Here is a 21,651-nt window from a genome sequence, read left to right as displayed (position 1 = left end):
TATCCACCAATCCACAGCCCCTACTACTATTACTATGAATTTAAAACCTATATAATTATATATAAACGACTGGAAGGAGTTTAGAAATTAATGATGGAATTCACAATTAAAAGAGATTATTTTATTAATCAACTTAATGACACACTTAAAGCAATTTCACCAAGAACGACACTACCTATTTTAACTGGTATTAAAATCGATGCTAAAGATAATGAAGTGATTTTAACTGGTTCAGATTCAGAAATCTCAATTGAAATTACAATTCCTAAACAAATTGACGGTGAAGACATCGTTGATATCTCAGAAACAGGATCAGTTGTACTCCCTGGTCGTTTCTTCGTAGATATTATTAAAAAGTTACCTGGTAAAGATGTTAAATTATCTACAAATGAACAATTCCAAACGTTAATCACTTCAGGACATTCTGAATTTAACTTAAGTGGATTAGATCCAGATCAATATCCACTATTACCAGAAGTATCAAGAGATGATGCCATTCAATTATCGGTTAAAGTGCTAAAAAACATTATCGCGCAAACAAACTTCGCAGTGTCCACCTCAGAAACACGCCCAGTATTAACAGGTGTGAACTGGCTTATACAAGATAATGAATTAATATGCACAGCGACTGACTCACACCGCTTGGCTGTAAGAAAGTTACAATTGGAAGATGCTTCAGAAAACAAAAATGTCATCATTCCAGGTAAAGCATTATCTGAATTAAATAAGATTATGAGTGACAGTGATGAAGATATTGATATCTTCTTTGCATCTAACCAAGTTCTATTCAGAGTTGGAAATGTTAACTTTATTTCACGTTTACTTGAAGGTCACTATCCTGATACAACTCGTTTATTCCCAGAAAACTATGAAATCAAATTAGGAATTAATAACGGTGATTTCTATCATGCAATCGATCGTGCTTCTTTATTAGCGCGTGAAGGTGGGAATAATGTCATCAAACTAAGTACTGGAAATGAATTAGTAGAATTATCTTCAACATCTCCAGAAATTGGTACAGTTAAAGAAGAAGTTAATGCAAATGATGTTGAAGGTGGAAACTTAAAAATTTCTTTCAACTCTAAATATATGATGGATGCTCTAAAAGCAATCGATAATGACGAAGTTGAAGTTGAATTCTTTGGAACGATGAAACCATTTATTTTAAAACCAAAAGATGACGATTCTGTAACTCAATTAATTTTACCTATCAGAACATATTAGTTTGTTATAATGAGTGAGATAACTATAGAAAAGCTAAACCTGTTATATATTTAACGTAGAGGTTGTCCAAGTGACAATCTCTTTTTAGTTGGTTCAGATTTATTTTGAGGGTACTGAGAGACGTTCTGTGAAACGATAATAAAATTCGAGAGGTAATCATCCTATTTGTTAAAATTAAGTAAAATACCTCTCAAAAATCAAAATACACATGCATAGGTAATTAAAATTTCACTAATTTATAAACCGCTAAAAATGTATGAGAGGTAACGTAATTTTTTAGAAATAAAAATATATATCGAGTTAAGTGATTTCATTCTTTGTTTTACATGAAATCTAAGGCGAAAAAAGGTATAATATATTAATGACATATAAAGAAATGGAGTGATCATTTTGGTTCAAGAAGTTGTTGTAGAAGGAAACATTACTTTAGGCCAATTTCTTAAAACTGAAGGCATTATTGAATCTGGTGGACAAGCCAAATGGTTTCTACAAGATTTTCAAGTTTTAATCAATGGCCAACGTGAAACGCGTCGTGGTAAGAAATTAGAACACAACGACAGAATTGATATCACAGATTTACCTGAGGATACAGGTTCTTTTCTAATCATTCATCAAGGTGAACAATGAAACTCAATACACTCCAATTAGAGAATTATCGTAACTATGAAGAGGTTACATTAGATTGTCATCCAGAAGTGAATATTCTCATAGGCGAGAATGCGCAAGGGAAGACGAATTTACTTGAATCAATTTATACTCTAGCACTTGCTAAAAGTCATCGTACTTCCAATGATAAGGAACTCATACGTTTTAACTCTGATTATGCTAAAATAGAAGGTGAGCTGAGTTATAGACATGGCACAATGCCACTTACAATGTTTATAACTAAAAAAGGTAAACAAGTTAAAGTGAATCACCTTGAACAAAGTAGACTGACTCAATATGTGGGACACTTGAACGTCGTGCTTTTCGCACCGGAGGATTTAAATATTGTTAAAGGTTCTCCGCAAATACGTCGTCGTTTCATAGATATGGAGTTGGGACAAATTTCAGCCGTTTACTTAAATGATTTAGCTCAATACCAACGTATTCTTAAACAAAAGAATAACTATTTGAAGCAATTACAAATTGGACAGAAGACGGATACGACGATGTTAGAAGTTTTAAACCAACAATTTGCTCAATATGCTTTAAAGGTTACGTTACGTCGTGAGCATTTTATAAAGGAACTAGAAGAACTCGCACAACCCATTCATTCAGGCATTACTAATGAGCGCGAGAAATTAGCGCTTAAGTATTTACCTAGCTTAAAGTTAAGCGACTATGAAAAAGAAGAGTCAGAATTGCTAGATGAAGTGATGACGTTATTAAACGATAACTTGAAGCGAGAAAAAGAGAGAGGTGTGTGTCTATACGGACCACATCGTGATGATTTAGGATTCAATGTTAATGGCATGGACGCCCAAATATATGGTTCACAAGGCCAACAACGAACCACTGCATTGTCAATTAAGCTAGCAGAAATTGAATTAATGAATATTGAGGTTGGGGAATATCCAATCTTGCTATTAGACGATGTGCTTAGTGAACTTGATGATTCACGACAAACGCATCTCTTAAGTACGATTCAACATAAAGTACAAACATTCGTAACTACAACGTCTGTGGACGGTATAGATCATGAAATCATGAATAACGCTAAGTTATACCGTATAAGTCAAGGCGAATTACTAAAGTAACAAGAAAGTGATGGTGAATACATTGTCAGATGTAAACAACACAGATAATTATGGTGCTGGACAGATACAAGTATTAGAAGGTCTTGAAGCGGTGCGTAAAAGACCAGGTATGTATATTGGTTCAACTTCCGAAAGAGGATTGCACCATTTAGTATGGGAAATTGTTGATAATAGTATTGACGAAGCATTAGCAGGTTATGCTGATCAAATAGAGGTCATCATTGAGAAAGACAATTGGATTAAAGTTACTGACAATGGTCGTGGAATTCCTGTTGATATTCAAGAGAAAATGGGACGTCCTGCTGTCGAAGTTATCTTAACTGTACTCCATGCAGGAGGTAAATTTGGTGGTGGCGGATATAAAGTATCCGGTGGACTCCATGGTGTAGGTTCATCTGTAGTTAATGCGCTTTCCCAAGATCTTGAAGTATACGTATATCGAAATGAAACGATTTATCACCAAGCCTACAAAAAAGGTGTACCTCAATTTGACTTGAAAGAAATTGGTGAAACGGATCAAACAGGTACAGCTATCCGCTTTAAAGCTGACGGCGATATCTTTACTGAGACAACGGTTTATAATTACGAAACGTTACAACAACGTATACGTGAACTTGCATTCTTAAATAAAGGTATTCAAATCACTTTAAGAGATGAGCGTGAAGAAGAAGTACGCGAAGACTCCTATCACTATGAAGGTGGTATTAAGTCTTATGTAGAATTGCTAAATGAGAACAAAGAACCGATTCATCAAGAGCCTATCTACATACATCAAACTAAAGACGATATCGAAGTAGAAATTGCCATCCAATATAACAGTGGCTATGCAACAAACTTATTAACTTACGCAAATAATATCCACACTTACGAAGGCGGTACGCATGAAGACGGCTTCAAACGTGCATTGACACGTGTATTAAATAGTTATGGAACTCAAAGTAAAATCATCAAAGAAGATAAAGATAGACTTTCAGGTGAAGATACGCGTGAAGGTTTAACAGCTATTATCTCAATTAAACATGGTGACCCTCAATTCGAAGGACAAACGAAGACGAAGTTAGGTAACTCTGAAGTACGTCAAGTCGTAGATAAATTATTCTCAGAACACTTTGAACGCTTTTTATACGAGAATCCTTCTGTGGGTCGTATTATTGTTGAAAAGGGTATTATGGCATCTAGAGCGCGTGTTGCAGCTAAAAAAGCACGTGAAGTAACACGTCGTAAATCAGCATTAGATGTTTCAAGTTTACCAGGTAAATTAGCAGATTGTTCTAGTAAAAACCCTGATGAAAGTGAGATCTTCTTAGTAGAGGGTGACTCTGCCGGGGGGTCTACAAAATCAGGTCGTGACTCAAGAACGCAAGCCATTTTACCGTTAAGAGGTAAAATCTTAAATGTTGAAAAGGCACGTCTAGATCGTATTCTAAATAACAATGAAATCCGTCAAATGATTACTGCGTTTGGTACAGGTATCGGTGGAGAATTCGATATTTCAAAAGCACGTTATCATAAAATTGTTATTATGACAGATGCGGATGTCGATGGTGCACATATTCGTACACTATTACTTACATTCTTCTATCGTTTCATGAGACCGTTAATTGAAGCGGGATATGTCTACATTGCTCAGCCACCTTTATATAAATTGACACAAGGTAAGCAAAAGTATTATGTATTCAACGATAGAGAATTAGATAAACTTAAAGCGGAATTAAATCCTACACCTAAATGGTCTATCTCTCGTTACAAAGGTCTTGGAGAGATGAATGCCGATCAATTATGGGAAACGACTATGAATCCAGAGCACCGCTCAATGTTGCAAGTGAGACTTGAAGACGCAATTGATGCAGACCAAACATTTGAAATGTTAATGGGTGACGTTGTAGAAAATCGTAGACAATTTATCGAAGATAATGCAGTTTACGCCAACCTAGATTTCTAAGCACTATGAACTGAACTTTTGAAGGAGGATCTCTTGATGGCTGAATTACCTCAATCAAGAATTAATGAACGAAATATAACCAGTGAAATGCGTGAATCATTCTTAGACTATGCCATGAGTGTTATTGTTTCTCGTGCATTACCTGACGTTAGAGATGGATTAAAGCCTGTACATCGTCGTATCTTATATGGTCTAAATGAACAAGGCATGACACCAGATAAACCGTATAAGAAATCTGCGCGTATCGTTGGGGACGTTATGGGTAAATATCACCCACATGGTGACTCTTCAATCTACGAAGCGATGGTTAGAATGGCCCAAGATTTCAGTTACCGTTACCCTCTTGTAGATGGACAAGGTAACTTTGGTTCTATGGATGGTGATGGCGCAGCAGCAATGCGTTACACCGAGGCACGTATGACTAAGATTACGTTAGAACTTCTACGTGATATCAATAAAGATACCATTGATTTTATCGACAACTATGATGGTAATGAAAGAGAGCCGTCAGTCTTACCTGCACGTTTCCCTAACCTTTTAGTGAACGGTGCTGCTGGGATTGCTGTAGGTATGGCGACTAACATTCCTCCTCACAATTTAACAGAAGTAATTGACGGTGTATTAAGTTTAAGTAAGAATCCAGATATTACGATTAATGAATTGATGGAAGATATTCAAGGTCCAGACTTCCCAACTGCAGGTTTAATTTTAGGGAAAAGTGGCATCCGTCGCGCATATGAAACAGGACGTGGTTCAATTCAAATGCGTTCACGTGCGGAAATTGAAGAACGAGGTGGCGGACGTCAACGTATCGTCGTGACTGAAATACCTTTCCAAGTCAATAAAGCACGTATGATTGAGAAAATCGCAGAACTTGTAAGAGATAAGAAAATTGATGGAATTACAGATTTACGTGATGAAACAAGTTTACGTACAGGGGTTAGAATCGTTATTGATGTACGTAAAGATGCCAATGCGAGCGTAATCCTAAACAATTTATATAAACAAACGCCATTACAAACATCATTTGGCGTGAATATGATTGCCTTAGTCAATGGCAGACCTAAATTAATTAATTTAAAAGAAGCGTTAATTCACTATTTAGAGCATCAGAAAGTAGTAGTAAGACGACGCACTGAATATAATTTAAGAAAGGCCAAAGATCGCGCACATATTCTAGAAGGTTTACGAATTGCGTTAGATCACATTGACGAAATTATTACAACAATTCGTGAATCTGAAACTGATAAAATCGCAATGGAAAGCTTGCAAGAACGCTTCAAGCTATCTGAACGTCAAGCACAAGCGATCTTAGATATGCGTTTAAGACGTTTAACAGGATTAGAACGCGACAAAATTGAATCAGAATATAACGAACTTCTTGAATATATTAAAGAATTAGAAGAAATTCTTGCTGATGAAGAAGTATTATTACAATTAGTTCGTGACGAACTCTCAGAAATTAAAGAACGCTTCGGAGATGAACGTCGTACTGAAATTCAATTAGGTGGATTAGATGATTTAGAAGATGAAGATTTAATCCCTGAAGAACAAATTGTGATTACATTAAGCCACAATAATTACATTAAACGATTACCTGTTTCTACATATCGTTCACAAAACCGTGGCGGACGTGGTGTGCAAGGTATGAATACGCTTGAAGAAGACTTTGTGAGTCAGTTAGTTACTTTAAGCACACATGATAATGTTTTATTCTTCACGAATAAAGGTCGTGTGTATAAACTTAAAGGTTACGAAGTGCCTGAGCTCTCTCGTCAATCGAAAGGTATTCCAATCGTTAATGCCATTGAGCTTGAGAATGATGAAACAATCAGTACGATGATTGCGGTTCGAAACCTTGAAAGTGAAGATGATTATCTTGTATTTGCTACGAAACGTGGTATTGTTAAACGTTCAGCACTTAGCAACTTCTCACGTATTAATAAGAACGGTAAGATTGCAATCAGCTTTAAAGAAGACGATGAATTGATTGCTGTTCGTTTAACTACAGGTAATGAAGACATCCTTATCGGTACGTCTCATGCATCACTAATTCGCTTCCCTGAATCAGCATTGCGTCCATTAGGTCGTACTGCTGCAGGTGTGAAAGGTATTACATTACGTGAAGGCGACGTAGTTGTAGGACTGGATGTGGCTCATGCAGAAAGTGAAGATGAAGTCTTAGTTGTTACTGAAAATGGTTACGGTAAACGTACACCAGTAAGTGAATACAGATTATCAAATCGTGGCGGTAAAGGTATTAAAACAGCAACAATTACTGAACGTAATGGTAATATCGTATGTATCACTACAGTGACAGGTGAAGAAGACTTAATGGTTGTAACAAACGCAGGTGTTATCATTCGTCTAGATGTGGACGATATTTCTCAAAATGGTCGTGCCGCTCAAGGTGTACGCTTGATGAAATTAGGCGAAGGTCAATTTGTTTCAACAGTTGCTAAAGTCAAAGAAGAAGATGAAAATGATGAGGACAATGAGGACTCAGATGAAACAACATCTTCTGAAACAGCAACGGAAGAAGTTGTAGATGACCAAACACCAGGTAATGCGATTCATACAGAAGTAGAAGAAGAGACATCCGAAGTTGAAACAGATGACAACGATGATAGAATCGATGTGCGTCAAGACTTTATGGATCGTGTAAATGAAGATATTGAAAGTGCTTCAGATAACGAAGACGACAATGAATAATATATGAAAAAATCAGGTTCTCGCTCTATATAGAGTAAGAACCTGATTTTTTTATAGCAATATAAGATTTGACTAACCTTCTAATTGTTTCATAACATATGGAATTTCGCTAATTAAACGAGAAGGTGGCACGACGTACATAGTATCAGATAATTTCTCTCCGATATAACTATGAATGTAAGTGGCACTTGTAACAGCGTCTTTCAAACTATCGAATTGACCGACAAAGCTCGTAATCATGCCGGCAAGCGTATCACCCATACCACCAGTAGCCATTGCTGGTGTACCTATAGCTAATTTATAAGCATCATCTTTAAAGTAAATCTCAGTACCATGTTGCTTTAAAACTACTGTAGCACCAAGACGGTTAACCGCCTCTATATTACGTTCATACGTTTGTTCTTCTATTGGAATACCACTTAAACGTTCCCATTCTTTTTGATGTGGCGTGAAAATGACACGGCATGTTGGAATTTGTGGTTTCAATTTACTAAATATTGTAATCGCATCGCCATCTACAATGAGATTTTGATGAGGTTGAATATTTTGAAGTAAGAACGTAATCGCATTATTACCTTTGAAATCAACACCTAGCCCAGGACCAATCAAGATACTATCTGTGGCTTCAATCATTTTCGTTAACATCTTCGTATCATTGATATCAATGACCATCGCTTCTGGACAACGAGAATGTAACGCTGCGTGATTGGTAGGATGCGTTGCAACAGTGATTAAACCACTTCCACTATATACACATGCACGTGCAGCAAGCATGATTGCGCCGCCCATATTAGCAGAACCGCCGATTAGCAAGATTTTACCGTAATCGCCTTTATGTGTTTCGTCTTTTCTTATAGGAATATTAACAGAATCTAACGTTTCCATAATGACATAACCTCCATTAAAAAGTTACTTCCCGTTTACCATACACAAGACGTCCTACCGTCTCAAAATCACTTTATAACGCGATGTGTACAGTTATTTTCAAGAAGTTGAAGACCCATTAAAATTGCTCATTCTCTTTTAAATACAATAGAAAATACTATACCTGTAAATCACTTTCGTCAATAGGTATTTCAGAATTTAAAAAACGAAGTCACCCCTCTGTTTAAAATCTAAAAATGTCATAATCCAATTTTCTTTAAAAAATAAAAATGACGCACCCAAATACTTTAACTAATTAAAATATTAAATTGATAATGCATTATAAAAAATTCAAAAAGTGTTGTGATTATAAAAATGAAAACGTATACTTTCCTGTAATGGAGCTAAAATTTAAACAAAGGGGTTGTTCAAATGACATTATTCTTAAACGGGGAATCATTAACGATTAAAGAAATTAAGAAACTTCTAAATCAAGATTTACAAATTGATATTTCAGAAGATGCCATTGAACGTGTGAAGAAGAGTCGCCAAGTTGTTGAACGCATTATAGAGAACAAAGAAACGATTTATGGTATTACTACAGGCTTCGGTTTATTTAGTGATGTATTAATCGATCCAAGTCAATACAATGAATTACAAGTTAACCTCATTCGTTCCCATGCATGTGGTATTGGGAAACCATTTTCAGAAGAAGTGGCATTAGTAATGATGGTACTACGTTTAAATACATTATTGAAAGGCCACTCTGGAGTAACTTTAGAATTAGTAGATCAATTGAAGTTCTTTATTAATGAGCGCATTATTCCGGTCATCCCGCAACAAGGGTCATTAGGAGCTTCCGGTGATTTGGCGCCATTATCCCATTTAGTGCTTGCGCTTATCGGTGAAGGGGATGTTTATTATGAAAATGAACAAGTCGATAGTCGCCACGTATTAAATGAATTAGGACGTAAGCCATTAAAGCTACAAGCGAAAGAAGGCTTGGCACTTATCAACGGTACACAAGCCATGACAGCACAAGGCGTTATCAATTACATTGAAGCGGAAGACTTAGGCTATCAAGTTGAATGGATTGCGTCACTTACACATCAAGCTTTAAACGGAATCACTGACGCTTATAATCACAACGTCCATAAAGTACGGAATATTCAAGAACAAGTTGATGTGGCGGCACGTATGCGACATTGGCTTGAAGATTCACAACTCACAACACGCCAAGCAGAATTACGTGTTCAAGATGCATACAGTTTACGCTGTATTCCGCAAATTCATGGCGCAAGCTTCCAAGTTTTCAATTATGTAAGAGAGAAATTGGAATTTGAAATGAACGCTGCGAATGATAATCCTCTCATTTTCGATGAAGATGACGAGACATTAGTCATTTCAGGTGGTAATTTCCATGGTCAACCTGTCGCCCTCGCATTAGATCATTTGAAATTGGGTGTCAGTGAGTTAGCAAACGTTGCTGAGCGTCGTTTAGAACGTTTGATTAATCCACAATTGAATGGTGATTTGCCAGCATTTTTAAGTCCAGAGCCAGGTTTACAAAGTGGTGCGATGATTATGCAATATGCTGCAGCCAGCCTCGTTTCTGAAAATAAAACCCTCGCCCACCCAGCGAGTGTCGATTCTATACCGTCTTCAGCTAACCAAGAAGATCACGTATCAATGGGAACAATTGCTTCAAGACATGGTTACCAAATGATTGAAAATGCACGACGTGTCATTGCAATTGAATGCGTGATTGCCTTACAAGCAGTTGAATATAAAGGTGTGGATAAACTTTCACCCAAAACACGTGAGAAATATGAAGAATATCGTAAAATTGTGCCGTCTATCACACAAGATCGCCAATTTCATAAAGATATTGAAGCAGTTGCACAATATCTTAGAGATGATGCGTACAATAACGCATAATTTCAAATTAATTATCATAATTTTACAATTACTTGAAAAGTTCAAAAGACTTTGCTATATTAAAAATAACTTAATAAAACATTGTTCGTAGGCCAAGTAGCATTAATCACGCGATTTCAGAGAGCTTGTGGTAAGTGAGAACAAGTAATCGCTATTCATGTGAATCTACCTACTATATGAGAGCAATCGGTTAAAACCGTTATTTTAGTTAAGTGCAATTTAAGGTGATCGATATGACGATTTATTTTAAATTGTTAAATAGGGTGGCAACGCGTAGACCACGTCCCTTGTCGGGGATGTGGTCTTTTTTTATTGTTTACCAGCACGAAGTCATCCAAAAATATAATATTTTAAACACTTGGGAAAGGATGAAGGTTACATGTTAGATATTCGTTTATTTAGAAATGAACCAGACAAAGTTAAGAGCAAAATTGAATTAAGAGGAGACGATCCTAAAGTAGTCGACGAAGTTTTAGAATTAGACGAACAACGTCGTCAATTAATCGGTAAAACAGAAGAAATGAAAGCAAAACGTAATAAAGTCAGCGAAGAAATTGCACAGAAAAAACGTAACAAAGAAAATGCTGACGACGTAATCGCAGAAATGCGTAACTTAGGAGACGAAATCAAAGAAAATGATGCGAAATTAAACGAAGTAGATAATAAAGTAAGAGATATTTTAATTCGCATTCCAAACTTAATCAATGATGACGTACCTCAAGGTGAATCAGATGAAGAAAACGTTGAATTGAAAAAATGGGGTACACCTCGTGAATTCAATTTTGAACCTAAAGCGCACTGGGATTTAGTAGAAGATCTTAAAATGGCAGACTTCGATCGCGCTGCTAAAGTATCAGGTGCCCGTTTCGTATATCTAACAAATGAAGGTGCACACTTAGAACGTGCATTGATGAACTACATGCTTACTAAACATACGACACAACACGGTTACACTGAAATGATGACACCACAACTTGTAAATGCAGATACAATGTTTGGTACAGGTCAGTTACCTAAATTCGAAGAAGACTTATTTAAAGTTGAAAAAGAAGGATTATATACAATCCCAACTGCTGAAGTACCATTAACAAACTTCTACAGAGACGAAATCATTCAACCAGGTGTGTTACCTGAAAAATTCACAGGACAAACAGCATGTTTCCGTAGTGAAGCAGGATCAGCTGGACGTGACACAAGAGGTTTAATTCGTCTACACCAATTCGATAAAGTTGAAATGGTACGTTTCGAGAAACCTGAAGATTCTTGGGATGCTCTAGAAGATATGACACAAAATGCTGAAGCAATTTTAGAAGAATTAGGTTTACCATACCGTCGTGTGATCTTATGTACTGGTGATATTGGTTTCAGTGCTAGTAAAACATATGACTTAGAAGTATGGTTACCAAGTTATAATGACTACAAAGAAATTAGTTCTTGCTCAAACTGTACTGATTTCCAAGCACGTCGTGCAAACATTCGCTTCAAACGTGACAATTCAGCTAAACCTGAATTAGCACACACTTTAAATGGTAGTGGTTTAGCAGTAGGACGTACATTCGCAGCTATCGTTGAAAACTATCAAAATGAAGACGGTACAATCACAATTCCAGAAGCATTAGTACCATTCATGGGTGGAAAAACTAAAATTGATAAACCAACAAAATAATAAACACAAAGGTTTCAATTCAAAGACAAGATAATTTTAAGTCTTATAGGCAGTGACTGAATAAGTCATTGTCTTTTTTAATACTTTCAAAACGAAAATAGGGGAGGGGAAGCCCTTAAATAAACTCAAATTTGAGAGGTAAGTCTAAAAAAAGAAACAAAATTCTGAAATTTTATAAACGTATTAATGTCAATGCTTATAAGTGTTAGGGTTGTCTAACCTCACACAAACCGGTGTCTTAAGATATTGAATATAAAGAATAAATATATTAGACTTACTTTACTATTTTACCGGGAAGATTGGAGGCTGAATAAATGGCGCATCTTACATTTAAACAAGGGGTAAGAGAATGTATTCCTACATTATTTGGATACGCTGGCGTAGGTTTGTCATTTGGCATTGTCGCAGCCTCTCAAAAATTTAGTATTTTAGAAATTATTTTATTATGCCTAATTATTTATGCAGGTGCAGCGCAGTTTATCGTTTGTGCTTTATTAATTGCTGGCACGCCTATATCTGCAATTGTCCTTACAACACTTATTGTTAACTCAAGAATGTTCCTATTAAGTATGACCTTAGCACCTAACTATAAGCATTACGGCTTTTGGAATAGGGTAGGACTCGGCACATTACTCACCGATGAGACCTTCGGCGTTGCAATTACGCCCTACATTAAAGGTGAAAAGATTAATGATCGATGGCTTCATGGTCTCAACATTGCAGCTTATTTATTTTGGACCATTTCATGTGTGGCAGGCGCATTATTTGGTAAATACATCTCTAATCCCAATACGCTCGGTTTAGACTTCGCCATTACTGCAATGTTTATCTTTTTAGGGTTCTCTCAATTTGAGTCAATCAAGAAATCACGCTTTAGAATTTATATTTTATTAATTATCTGTGTTGTAGTAATGATGCTTACATTGAGCTTAATGATGCCATCATATGTAGCGATATTAATTGCGGCAACTGTGACGGCAGCTTTAGGGGTGGTGATAGAAAGATGAACACAGACTTACATACATTCACACTTATTATTTTATGCGGAATTGTAACGCTACTGATGCGAATTATTCCATTTATCTTAATTTCGAGAGTGCATTTACCAGAAATTGTCGTTAAGTGGCTCTCATTCATTCCAATCACACTATTTACTGCACTTGTCATCGACGGGGTCATTCAACAACACGACAACACATTTGGATATACGCTAAATCTTCCATATATTGTCGCTATCATCCCCACTGTCTTTCTCGCTATCTTCACTCGCAGTCTGACTGTAACAATTGTTGGCGGTATCATTATTATTGCTTGTTTACGCTTTTTCTTTTAATTTCTGAAAATGACAGCAAAACATTGAAGTCATAAAAGAAGTTAGATAAAATCGAATTAATTAGAAAATTTAGAAAATTAAAGTTGGAATTAACAACAGTAATATCACACAACTAAATTGATAAAATCTTATTTCGAGAAGCTGAGGGAATTGGCCCAACGATGCTTCAGCAACCGACTAGCAATAGCACGGTGCTACAACCAACGAGTATCTCGAATGATAAGTACTGAATCGCTTCTTACTTGTTCATTTGAGTAAGAAGCTTTTTTAGTAAGAGGAGGTAGCGATAAGGATGACGAATTATAAAGTAGATACGTTAGAATTAGGCACATTTACAACTGAATCTGGCGAGACAATAGACAATTTGAAACTACGTTACGAACATGTTGGATACCCAGGGCAACCACTTGCAGTCGTGTGTCATGCATTAACAGGTAACCACTTAACCTATGGCACCGATGATCATCATGGATGGTGGCGCGAAATTATTGATGGTGGTTATATCCCGCTTCACGATTACCAATTTCTAACATTCAACGTTATCGGTAGCCCCTTCGGCTCAAGTTCCATGCTCAATGACCCTAACTTTCCAGAGCACCTCACGTTAAGAGATATTGTTAAAGCGATTGAGAAAGGTATTCAGGCGCTCGGTTTCAAGAAGATTAATATTCTTATAGGTGGTAGTCTTGGTGGTATGCAAGCGATGGAATTACTATATAACAATCAATTTCATGTCGATAAAGCCATTATTTTAGCTTCAACGGATAAGACGTCATCTTATAGTCGCGCATTTAATGAAATTGCACGACAAGCCATTCACCTTGGTGGAAAGGAAGGCTTAAGTATTGCACGTCAACTCGGTTTCTTAACATATCGTTCTTCGAAAAGTTATGATCAACGATTTACACCTGAAGAAGTCGTGAGTTACCAGCAACATCAAGGCGATAAATTCAAAAATCGTTTCGACTTAAAATGCTATTTAACACTGCTGGACGTCTTAGATAGTCATAATATTGATAGAGGACGAGATGACGTAGACGAGGTGTTTCAATCATTAGAAACTAAAGTCTTAACCATGGGATTTATAGATGATTTACTTTATCCTGATGACCAAGTCAGAGCAGTAGGGGAGAGGTTTAAATACCATCGTCATTTCTTTGTACCCGATAACGTTGGCCATGACGGCTTCCTCCTCAACTTTAACGATTGGGCACCCAATTTATATCACTTCCTAAACTTAAAACAATTTAAAAGGAAATAAACACCCGATAGACTAATAATATTTATAAGGTTGAATTTAAGGCAAAAGTTTTATTTTGAATGGGTAAATAGAGTATTGATTGCGACACGCCTGCAGGAATAGCATGCGTCTTGAGACTACAGGCTCAAGCCCTGCCCGCGGCAAGGGAGCTAAGCAATACTAAATGACCGCCTCATTACAATAAAGGATTACAATCGCCCATTGCGATTGCATAAGTCATACTAACTAATGACGATGTCATTAGAAGAATTAAAGGATTACAATCGTTAATCACGATTGCATAAGTGCTACTAATTAATGCATACGCATTAAAAGTAGCGCTTTATTGTTAATTTTTGGCAAAGAGGTTAAAATAGAGGTTATAGTCAAAAAGTATGGGAGTGGCGTGTGTGTTTTCAAAAATACAACCTAAAGCAACTATTATTGCAACAATTTCATTACTTATAGTCGCTTTAGTAACACATGTATTACCTATTCTCGGCTTAATTTTATGTTTATTTGCAACGATTCCAGGCATCGTGCTATGGAACCGTTCTGTACAATCATTTGGAATTAGCGCATTAGTAACAGTTATTCTTACAACGTTATTAGGTAATACATTTGTCTTAAGTACGATGGTACTGATTTTAATTTTAAGTTTTATCATCGGCCAATTACTTAAGGAAAGAACTTCAAAAGAAAGAATTCTATATATTTCAACGGCTTCAATCAGTTTAATCACATTGATTGGATTCATGTTATTACAATCATTTGAGAAAATCCCAAAAGCAGCCGTATTAATTAAGCCATTTAAAGATGCAATTCATGATGCCGTCTTAACAAGTGGAGTAGATTCTAACTATAGACAGATGTTTGAGGAAGTTTTCCGACAATCAACGGTTCAACTCCCTAGCTATCTCATTATAGTCATTTTCCTTTTAATCTTAATTAATCTGATTATTACATTTCCAATTTTACGAAAATTCAAGGTCGCAACACCTATTTTTAAACCATTATTTGCTTGGCAAATGAGCCGTACATTATTATGGATTTATCTTATAGTTCTCTTATGTGTTATGTTTGCGAACCAACCAGGCACATTCCAAAGCATCGTTTTAAACTTTGAAATTGTGTTATCATTAGTGATGTATATCCAAGGTTTAAGCGTCATTCATTTCTTTGGTAAAGCTAAGAAATGGCCGGATGCCTTAACGATATTCTTGATGGTGATAGGGACATTAATTACACCACTCACACATATCGTAGGATTACTTGGCGTTATTGATTTATGTATTAATTTGAAACGAATAATAAAAAAATGATTATTAAATAGTGATTAGAGGTGGAAAAATGAACCGTCAATCCACTAAAAAAGCGTTGCTCATACCATTCATATTAATGGTACTTACAGCCATTGCATTAGTCATCGTATGGTTTATTTTCAACCAAATCGTCGCAGGCATTGCTGCAGCAATCCTCGTCGTGATGATTATCATTAGTGGCGTGTTATTGAGACAAGCTTTTCTTAAAATGGATAATTATGTGGATGATTTAAGTGGTCATATCTCGGCAAGTAGCAATAAAGCAATCAAGCATTTGCCTATAGGGATGATAGTGTTAGATGAGAATAATCACATTGAGTGGATGAACCAATTCATGACAGAGCACGTTGAAACGAATGTGATTTCTGAAAATGTAAACGAAGTCTTTCCTAACATATTAAAACAATTAGAAAAGGTTCAAGAAGTAGAAATAGAACATAACAGCTATCATTATCACGTGCGTTATTCAGATAATGAACATTGTTTATACTTCTTCGATATCACAGAAAGTGTACATACAAGCGAATTGTATGAAGATTCAAAGCCAATCATCGCAACGTTATTCTTAGATAACTACGATGAAATTACACAGAATATGAACGATACACAACGTTCAGAAATCAACTCAATGGTTACACGTGTAATTAGCCGTTGGGCACAAGAGTTTAACATTTATTTCAAACGTTATAATTCAGATCAGTTCGTTGCATATCTCAATCAGAAGATTCTAGCAGAACTTGAAGATTCAAACTTTGAAATTTTAAGCCAGTTAAGAGAGAAGAGTGTCGGTTACCGTGCACAACTTACACTAAGTATCGGTGTCGGTGAAGGGACAGAGAACCTTATCGACCTCGGTGATTTATCACAATCAGGTCTAGACTTAGCACTCGGACGTGGTGGTGACCAAGTTGCCATTAAGAATATGAATGGTAACGTTCGTTTCTACGGCGGTAAGACTGACCCGATGGAGAAACGTACACGCGTACGAGCTCGAGTGATTTCTCACGCATTGAAAGATATCCTCACTGAAGGCGACAAAGTAATTATTATGGGACATAAACGTCCTGACTTAGATGCAATTGGGGCAGCTATTGGAGTGTCACGCTTTGCATTAATGAATAACTTAGAGGCTTATGTCGTTTTAAATGAGTCTGATATCGACCCAACGTTACGTCGTGTAATGGATGAAATTGATAAGAAACCTGAATTGAAAGAGCGTTTTGTCACATCAGACGAGGCTTGGGATATGATGACATCTAAGACGACAGTCGTTGTCGTGGATACGCACAAGCCTGAGATGGTCTTAGATGAAAATGTTTTAAATAAAGCAAACCGTAAAGTCGTTATTGACCACCATAGACGTGGCGAAAGCTTTATTTCAAACCCATTATTGGTATATATGGAACCATATGCAAGTTCAACTGCAGAGCTTGTTACTGAATTATTAGAATATCAACCGACTGAACAAAGACTGACACGTCTAGAATCAACAGTCATGTATGCAGGTATTATCGTAGATACAAGAAACTTCACATTAAGAACAGGTTCAAGAACATTTGATGCGGCAAGTTACTTACGTGCACATGGCGCAGATACAATCTTGACTCAACACTTCTTAAAAGATGATGTAGATACGTATATTAATCGTTCTGAGCTCATTCGAACAGTGAAACTGCAAGATCATGGCATAGCAATTGCACATGGATCTGATGAGAAAATCTACCATCCTGTGACGGTTGCACAAGCAGCCGACGAGTTGTTAAGTTTAGAAGGTATCGAGGCATCTTATGTTGTAGCTAAACGTGAAGATAATCTTATTGGTATCTCTGCACGTTCACTAGGTTCCATCAATGTTCAACTGACAATGGAAGCATTAGGTGGCGGTGGACACCTTACAAATGCAGCTACACAAATTAAAGGTGTTACTATAGATGAAGCAATAGAACAATTACAACAAGCAATTACAGAACAAATGAGTAGGAGTGAAGACGCATGAAAGTAATTTTCACACAAGATGTTAAAGGTAAAGGTAAAAAAGGCGAAGTGAAAGACGTACCTGTAGGTTACGCAAATAACTTCTTACTTAAAAACAACTATGCTGTAGAAGCAACTCCTGGTAACTTAAAACAATTAGAACAACAAAATAAACGTGCTGAAGCGGATAGACAACAAGAAATTGATGAAGCTAAAGCATTGAAAGAGAAATTAGAAAATATCGAAGTGGAAGTATCAGCTAAAACAGGTGAAGGCGGTAAATTGTTTGGTTCAGTTAGTACAAAACAAATTGCCGAAGCACTTAAAAAGCAACATGATATTAAAATTGATAAACGTAAAATGGATTTACCACAAGGTATTCACGCATTAGGTTACACAAACGTACCAGTTAAACTAGATAAAGAAGTTGAAGGTACAATTCGAGTACACATTAGAACAGTAATTTAAAACGTTACTTTAGTGATGTTTAAAGAATTAACGGAGATTTATCATTCACTCACTTTGTTGCGACGCTTCCCAGGGCACAAGTTCAGCCTATAGTCTTCGCTTAGCGCTTTTTCCTCGGGAGTCGCGTAACATTGTTCGTTGATTTAAATTCACTATAATAATCTCATTACTGAATTTCGAAATAATAAAGATGGATTGAAATAAGAGGTGTAAGCAAACAATGGATGGAATGTATGAGCGAAATCAAATGCCACATAGCAATGAAGCTGAACAATCTGTCTTAGGTGCCATTATTATAGATCCAGAATTGATTAACACAACTCAGGAAGTCCTTCTTCCTGAGTCGTTTTATAGAGGCGCCCATCAACATATCTTCCGCGCAATGATGCATCTGAATGAGGACAACAAAGAAATCGACGTTGTCACACTCATGGATCAACTCTCAAGCGAAGGAAGTTTAAGTGAAGCGGGCGGTCCACAATACCTCGCAGAACTATCGACAAACGTACCGACAACGCGCAATGTTCAATACTACACAGATATTGTCTTTAAGCATGCATTGAAACGTAAGTTAATTCAAACTGCCGATAGTATCGCGAATGATGGCTATAATGATGAATTAGAACTAGATACTATTCTAAGTGACGCCGAACGACGTATCCTTGAACTTTCTTCTACAAGAGAAAGTGATGGATTTAAAGATATTAGAGATGTCTTAGGTCAAGTCTATGAAACAGCCGAAGAACTCGACCAAAATAGTGGTCAAACACCTGGTATTCCAACAGGTTATCGAGATCTTGACCAAATGACAGCAGGCTTTAACCGTAACGATTTAATTATATTAGCGGCGCGTCCTTCAGTAGGTAAGACTGCCTTCGCACTTAATATCGCACAAAAAGTAGCGACACACGAAGATATGTTTACAGTTGGTATCTTCTCTCTAGAGATGGGTGCCGACCAACTTGCAACACGTATGATTTGTAGTTCAGGCAACGTTGACTCTAACCGTTTAAGAACAGGTACTATGACTGAGGAAGACTGGAATCGTTTTACAATTGCGGTAGGTAAATTATCACGCACGAAGATTTTCATAGACGATACACCAGGTATTCGTATCACTGATTTACGTTCTAAATGTCGTCGTCTTAAACAAGAACACGGCCTCGATATGATTGTGATTGACTACTTACAATTAATTCAAGGTAGCGGGTCTCGTTTCTCAGACAACCGTCAACAAGAAGTCTCTGAAATTTCACGTACACTTAAAGCAATTGCGCGTGAACTTGAATGCCCAGTGATTGCATTGAGTCAGCTTTCACGTGGTGTGGAACAACGTCAAGATAAACGTCCGATGATGAGTGATATTCGTGAATCTGGGTCAATCGAGCAAGATGCTGATATCGTTGCTTTCTTATACCGTGATGATTACTATAATCGCGGTGAAGGTGATGAGGACGACGATGATGCAGGTTTCGAACCTCAAACAAATGATGATAACGGCGAAATTGAAATCATCATTGCTAAACAACGTAACGGCCCGACAGGTACCGTTAAGCTTCATTTCATGAAACAATATAATAAATTTACTGACATTGATTATGCTCATGCAGAAATGTCATAAAATATTTTTCCGTACGATAAACTAATTACAAGTTTTATTGTACGGTTTTTATTTTGATTTACTCCTATAAAATCATTTGAAGTATGTATATCATTTTCCGGAAAATAAACCTAAAAGCACTGATATAACAAGCCTCAAGCCCGCATAAAAGTAAAAACAAAATTAACAAATTGCAAACAACCTATAGCAATTTAATGTTCGATTTTTATTTGCAAATTCATAATCATATTGGTAGAATATCTAATGGTTAAATGAGAAAAACTTGGAGGTGCTCTTATGTCATCAATCGTAGTAGTTGGGACACAATGGGGAGACGAAGGTAAAGGTAAAATTACAGATTTCTTAGCAGAACAAGCAGATGTGATTGCAAGATTTTCAGGTGGTAATAATGCGGGACACACAATTCAATTTGGTGGAGAAACGTACAAATTACATTTAGTACCATCAGGTATTTTTTATAAAGATAAATTAGCAGTTATTGGTAATGGTGTAGTAGTAGATCCAGTCGCATTATTAAAAGAATTGGACGGTTTAAACGAACGCGGAATTTCTACAGACAACTTACGTATTTCAAACCGTGCACAAGTCATCTTACCTTATCACCTAGCTCAAGACGAATATGAAGAACGTCGTCGTGGAGATAACAAAATCGGTACAACGAAAAAAGGTATCGGCCCAGCTTACGTAGATAAAGCACAACGTATTGGTATTCGAGTAGCAGACTTATTGGAGAAAGATACATTCGAACGCCGTCTTAAAGAAAATATTGAATATAAAAATGCGTATTTCAAAGGAATGTTCAGCGAAACATGCCCTACGTTTGATGAAATCTTTGACGAGTACTATGCAGCAGGTCAACGCTTAAAAGAATATGTCACAGATACAGCTAAAATCTTAGACGATGCAAACGTTGCAGATGAAAAGGTATTATTCGAAGGTGCACAAGGTGTCATGTTAGACATCGACCACGGCACATATCCATTCGTTACATCTAGTAACCCAGTTGCAGGTAACGTGACAGTAGGTACAGGCGTAGGCCCTACATCAGTATCTAAAGTCATCGGCGTATGTAAATCATATACTTCACGTGTAGGTGATGGTCCATTCCCTACTGAATTATTCGACGAAGACGGACATCACATTAGAGAAGTTGGCCGTGAATATGGTACAACAACAGGACGTCCACGTCGTGTAGGTTGGTTCGACTCAGTTGTATTACGTCACTCACGACGAGTAAGTGGTATCACAGACCTTTCAATCAACTCAATCGACGTTTTAACTGGTTTAGATACAGTTAAGATTTGTACAGCTTATGAGTTAGATGGGGAAGAAATCACTGAATACCCTGCAAACTTAGATCAATTAAGACGCTGTAAACCAATCTTTGAAGAACTTCCAGGTTGGACAGAAGACATTACAGGATGCCGCAGTTTAGAAGAACTCCCTGAAAATGCACGCAAATACTTAGAACGCATTTCAGAATTATGTGGCGTACACATCTCAATCTTCTCTGTAGGCCCAGACCGCGAACAAACAAACTTATTAGAACAATTATGGTAAAACAAGATATAAAAGAAAGAGGTCGGGACAAAAGTGTTTAGGATTTGA

Annotated in this window: 16 protein-coding genes, 1 riboswitch and 1 other annotated feature; of the genes, 15 read left to right on the top strand and 1 reads right to left on the bottom strand. The window is 36.7% G+C overall.

The window, feature by feature from the left end; all coding sequences use genetic code 11:
• Nucleotides 1–90: 90 nt before the first annotated feature.
• The 5 genes from dnaN to gyrA all read left to right on the top strand — a co-directional run bounded on the left by dnaN (nt 91) and on the right by gyrA (nt 7,617).
• Entirely contained in the window at nt 91–1,224 is a 1,134-nt protein-coding gene (dnaN, locus tag HMPREF2580_RS04150; RefSeq protein ID WP_044466540.1) for a DNA polymerase III subunit beta, read from the top strand.
• 381 nt (nt 1,225–1,605) lie between these two features.
• Nucleotides 1,606–1,851 (top strand): S4 domain-containing protein YaaA, encoded by a 246-nt coding sequence (yaaA, locus tag HMPREF2580_RS04145; protein ID WP_002445048.1) that lies wholly within the window; start codon nt 1,606–1,608, stop codon nt 1,849–1,851.
• Nucleotides 1,848–2,963, top strand: coding sequence for a DNA replication/repair protein RecF (gene recF, locus HMPREF2580_RS04140; RefSeq protein WP_070830584.1), 1,116 nt, complete (start codon nt 1,848–1,850; stop codon nt 2,961–2,963). The genes yaaA and recF overlap by 4 nt, the downstream gene beginning before the upstream one ends.
• A gap of 10 nt (nt 2,964–2,973) precedes the next feature.
• Nucleotides 2,974–4,905 carry a DNA topoisomerase (ATP-hydrolyzing) subunit B gene (gyrB, locus tag HMPREF2580_RS04135; protein WP_002445044.1) on the top strand — a complete coding sequence of 644 codons (1,932 nt, stop codon included), beginning with the start codon at nt 2,974–2,976 and terminating at the stop codon, nt 4,903–4,905.
• A gap of 36 nt (nt 4,906–4,941) precedes the next feature.
• On the top strand, nt 4,942–7,617 hold the full coding sequence (gene gyrA, locus HMPREF2580_RS04130; RefSeq protein ID WP_070830582.1) for a DNA gyrase subunit A: 2,676 nt from the start codon (nt 4,942–4,944) through the stop codon (nt 7,615–7,617).
• 72 nt (nt 7,618–7,689) lie between these two features.
• Here gyrA and HMPREF2580_RS04125 read toward each other — a convergent pair whose 3' ends face one another.
• Entirely contained in the window at nt 7,690–8,502 is an 813-nt protein-coding gene (locus HMPREF2580_RS04125; RefSeq protein WP_002445041.1) for an NAD(P)H-hydrate dehydratase, read from the bottom strand.
• Nucleotides 8,503–8,913: 411 nt separating this feature from the next.
• Between HMPREF2580_RS04125 and hutH the strand changes: the two genes are divergently transcribed.
• The 10 genes from hutH to HMPREF2580_RS04075 all read left to right on the top strand — a co-directional run bounded on the left by hutH (nt 8,914) and on the right by HMPREF2580_RS04075 (nt 21,603).
• The gene (gene hutH, locus HMPREF2580_RS04120; protein WP_070830580.1) at nt 8,914–10,419 is read left to right on the top strand and encodes a histidine ammonia-lyase; all 1,506 of its coding nucleotides are present in this window, start codon (nt 8,914–8,916) and stop codon (nt 10,417–10,419) included.
• A gap of 74 nt (nt 10,420–10,493) precedes the next feature.
• Nucleotides 10,494–10,710 (top strand) — a binding site (T-box leader).
• 88 nt (nt 10,711–10,798) lie between these two features.
• Entirely contained in the window at nt 10,799–12,085 is a 1,287-nt protein-coding gene (serS, locus tag HMPREF2580_RS04115; protein ID WP_037541780.1) for a serine--tRNA ligase, read from the top strand.
• A 314-nt stretch (nt 12,086–12,399) separates the two neighbouring features.
• Nucleotides 12,400–13,092, top strand: a complete 693-nt coding sequence (locus tag HMPREF2580_RS04110) for an AzlC family ABC transporter permease (protein WP_070830578.1) — start codon at nt 12,400–12,402, stop codon at nt 13,090–13,092.
• Complete coding sequence (locus HMPREF2580_RS04105) at nt 13,089–13,418, top strand: AzlD domain-containing protein (protein ID WP_070830577.1); 330 nt, start codon at nt 13,089–13,091, stop codon at nt 13,416–13,418. Before HMPREF2580_RS04110 ends, HMPREF2580_RS04105 begins: the two co-directional genes overlap by 4 nt.
• Before the next feature lie 125 nt (nt 13,419–13,543).
• A riboswitch (SAM riboswitch) is annotated at nt 13,544–13,644 on the top strand.
• A gap of 66 nt (nt 13,645–13,710) precedes the next feature.
• Entirely contained in the window at nt 13,711–14,679 is a 969-nt protein-coding gene (locus tag HMPREF2580_RS04100; RefSeq protein WP_070830575.1) for a homoserine O-acetyltransferase MetX, read from the top strand.
• Between the two features lie 374 nt (nt 14,680–15,053).
• Nucleotides 15,054–15,980, top strand: a complete 927-nt coding sequence (locus tag HMPREF2580_RS04095; protein ID WP_141756850.1) for a YybS family protein — start codon at nt 15,054–15,056, stop codon at nt 15,978–15,980.
• A 28-nt stretch (nt 15,981–16,008) separates the two neighbouring features.
• Nucleotides 16,009–17,976 carry a DHH family phosphoesterase gene (locus tag HMPREF2580_RS04090; RefSeq protein WP_037541779.1) on the top strand — a complete coding sequence of 656 codons (1,968 nt, stop codon included), beginning with the start codon at nt 16,009–16,011 and terminating at the stop codon, nt 17,974–17,976.
• Nucleotides 17,973–18,422, top strand: a complete 450-nt coding sequence (rplI, locus tag HMPREF2580_RS04085; RefSeq protein WP_070830571.1) for a 50S ribosomal protein L9 — start codon at nt 17,973–17,975, stop codon at nt 18,420–18,422. Before HMPREF2580_RS04090 ends, rplI begins: the two co-directional genes overlap by 4 nt.
• 220 nt (nt 18,423–18,642) lie before the next feature.
• Nucleotides 18,643–20,043, top strand: coding sequence for a replicative DNA helicase (gene dnaB / locus HMPREF2580_RS04080; RefSeq protein WP_070830569.1), 1,401 nt, complete (start codon nt 18,643–18,645; stop codon nt 20,041–20,043).
• Nucleotides 20,044–20,319: 276 nt separating this feature from the next.
• Nucleotides 20,320–21,603, top strand: coding sequence for an adenylosuccinate synthase (locus HMPREF2580_RS04075; RefSeq protein ID WP_070830567.1), 1,284 nt, complete (start codon nt 20,320–20,322; stop codon nt 21,601–21,603).
• Nucleotides 21,604–21,651 lie beyond the last annotated feature (48 nt).

Source organism: Staphylococcus sp. HMSC036D05 (assembly GCF_001836225.1).
Lineage (GTDB): Bacteria > Bacillota > Bacilli > Staphylococcales > Staphylococcaceae > Staphylococcus > Staphylococcus caprae.
Note: the sequence above shows the minus strand (reverse complement) of the source record. Positions and strands in the feature narration are given on the sequence as shown.

What these genes read in the sequence shown, in the direction of transcription:
- dnaN (WP_044466540.1), top strand. Translation starts at nt 91, where the DNA reads ATGATGGAATTCACAATTAAAAGAGATTATTTTATTAATCAACTTAAT.
- recF (WP_070830584.1), top strand. Translation starts at nt 1,848, where the DNA reads ATGAAACTCAATACACTCCAATTAGAGAATTATCGTAACTATGAAGAG.
- gyrB (WP_002445044.1), top strand. Translation starts at nt 2,974, where the DNA reads ATGGTGAATACATTGTCAGATGTAAACAACACAGATAATTATGGTGCT.
- gyrA (WP_070830582.1), top strand. Translation starts at nt 4,942, where the DNA reads ATGGCTGAATTACCTCAATCAAGAATTAATGAACGAAATATAACCAGT.
- HMPREF2580_RS04125 (WP_002445041.1), bottom strand. Translation starts at nt 8,502, where the DNA reads ATGGAAACGTTAGATTCTGTTAATATTCCTATAAGAAAAGACGAAACA.
- hutH (WP_070830580.1), top strand. Translation starts at nt 8,914, where the DNA reads ATGACATTATTCTTAAACGGGGAATCATTAACGATTAAAGAAATTAAG.
- serS (WP_037541780.1), top strand. Translation starts at nt 10,799, where the DNA reads ATGTTAGATATTCGTTTATTTAGAAATGAACCAGACAAAGTTAAGAGC.
- HMPREF2580_RS04110 (WP_070830578.1), top strand. Translation starts at nt 12,400, where the DNA reads ATGGCGCATCTTACATTTAAACAAGGGGTAAGAGAATGTATTCCTACA.
- HMPREF2580_RS04105 (WP_070830577.1), top strand. Translation starts at nt 13,089, where the DNA reads ATGAACACAGACTTACATACATTCACACTTATTATTTTATGCGGAATT.
- HMPREF2580_RS04100 (WP_070830575.1), top strand. Translation starts at nt 13,711, where the DNA reads ATGACGAATTATAAAGTAGATACGTTAGAATTAGGCACATTTACAACT.
- HMPREF2580_RS04095 (WP_141756850.1), top strand. Translation starts at nt 15,054, where the DNA reads ATGGGAGTGGCGTGTGTGTTTTCAAAAATACAACCTAAAGCAACTATT.
- HMPREF2580_RS04090 (WP_037541779.1), top strand. Translation starts at nt 16,009, where the DNA reads ATGAACCGTCAATCCACTAAAAAAGCGTTGCTCATACCATTCATATTA.
- rplI (WP_070830571.1), top strand. Translation starts at nt 17,973, where the DNA reads ATGAAAGTAATTTTCACACAAGATGTTAAAGGTAAAGGTAAAAAAGGC.
- dnaB (WP_070830569.1), top strand. Translation starts at nt 18,643, where the DNA reads ATGGATGGAATGTATGAGCGAAATCAAATGCCACATAGCAATGAAGCT.
- HMPREF2580_RS04075 (WP_070830567.1), top strand. Translation starts at nt 20,320, where the DNA reads ATGTCATCAATCGTAGTAGTTGGGACACAATGGGGAGACGAAGGTAAA.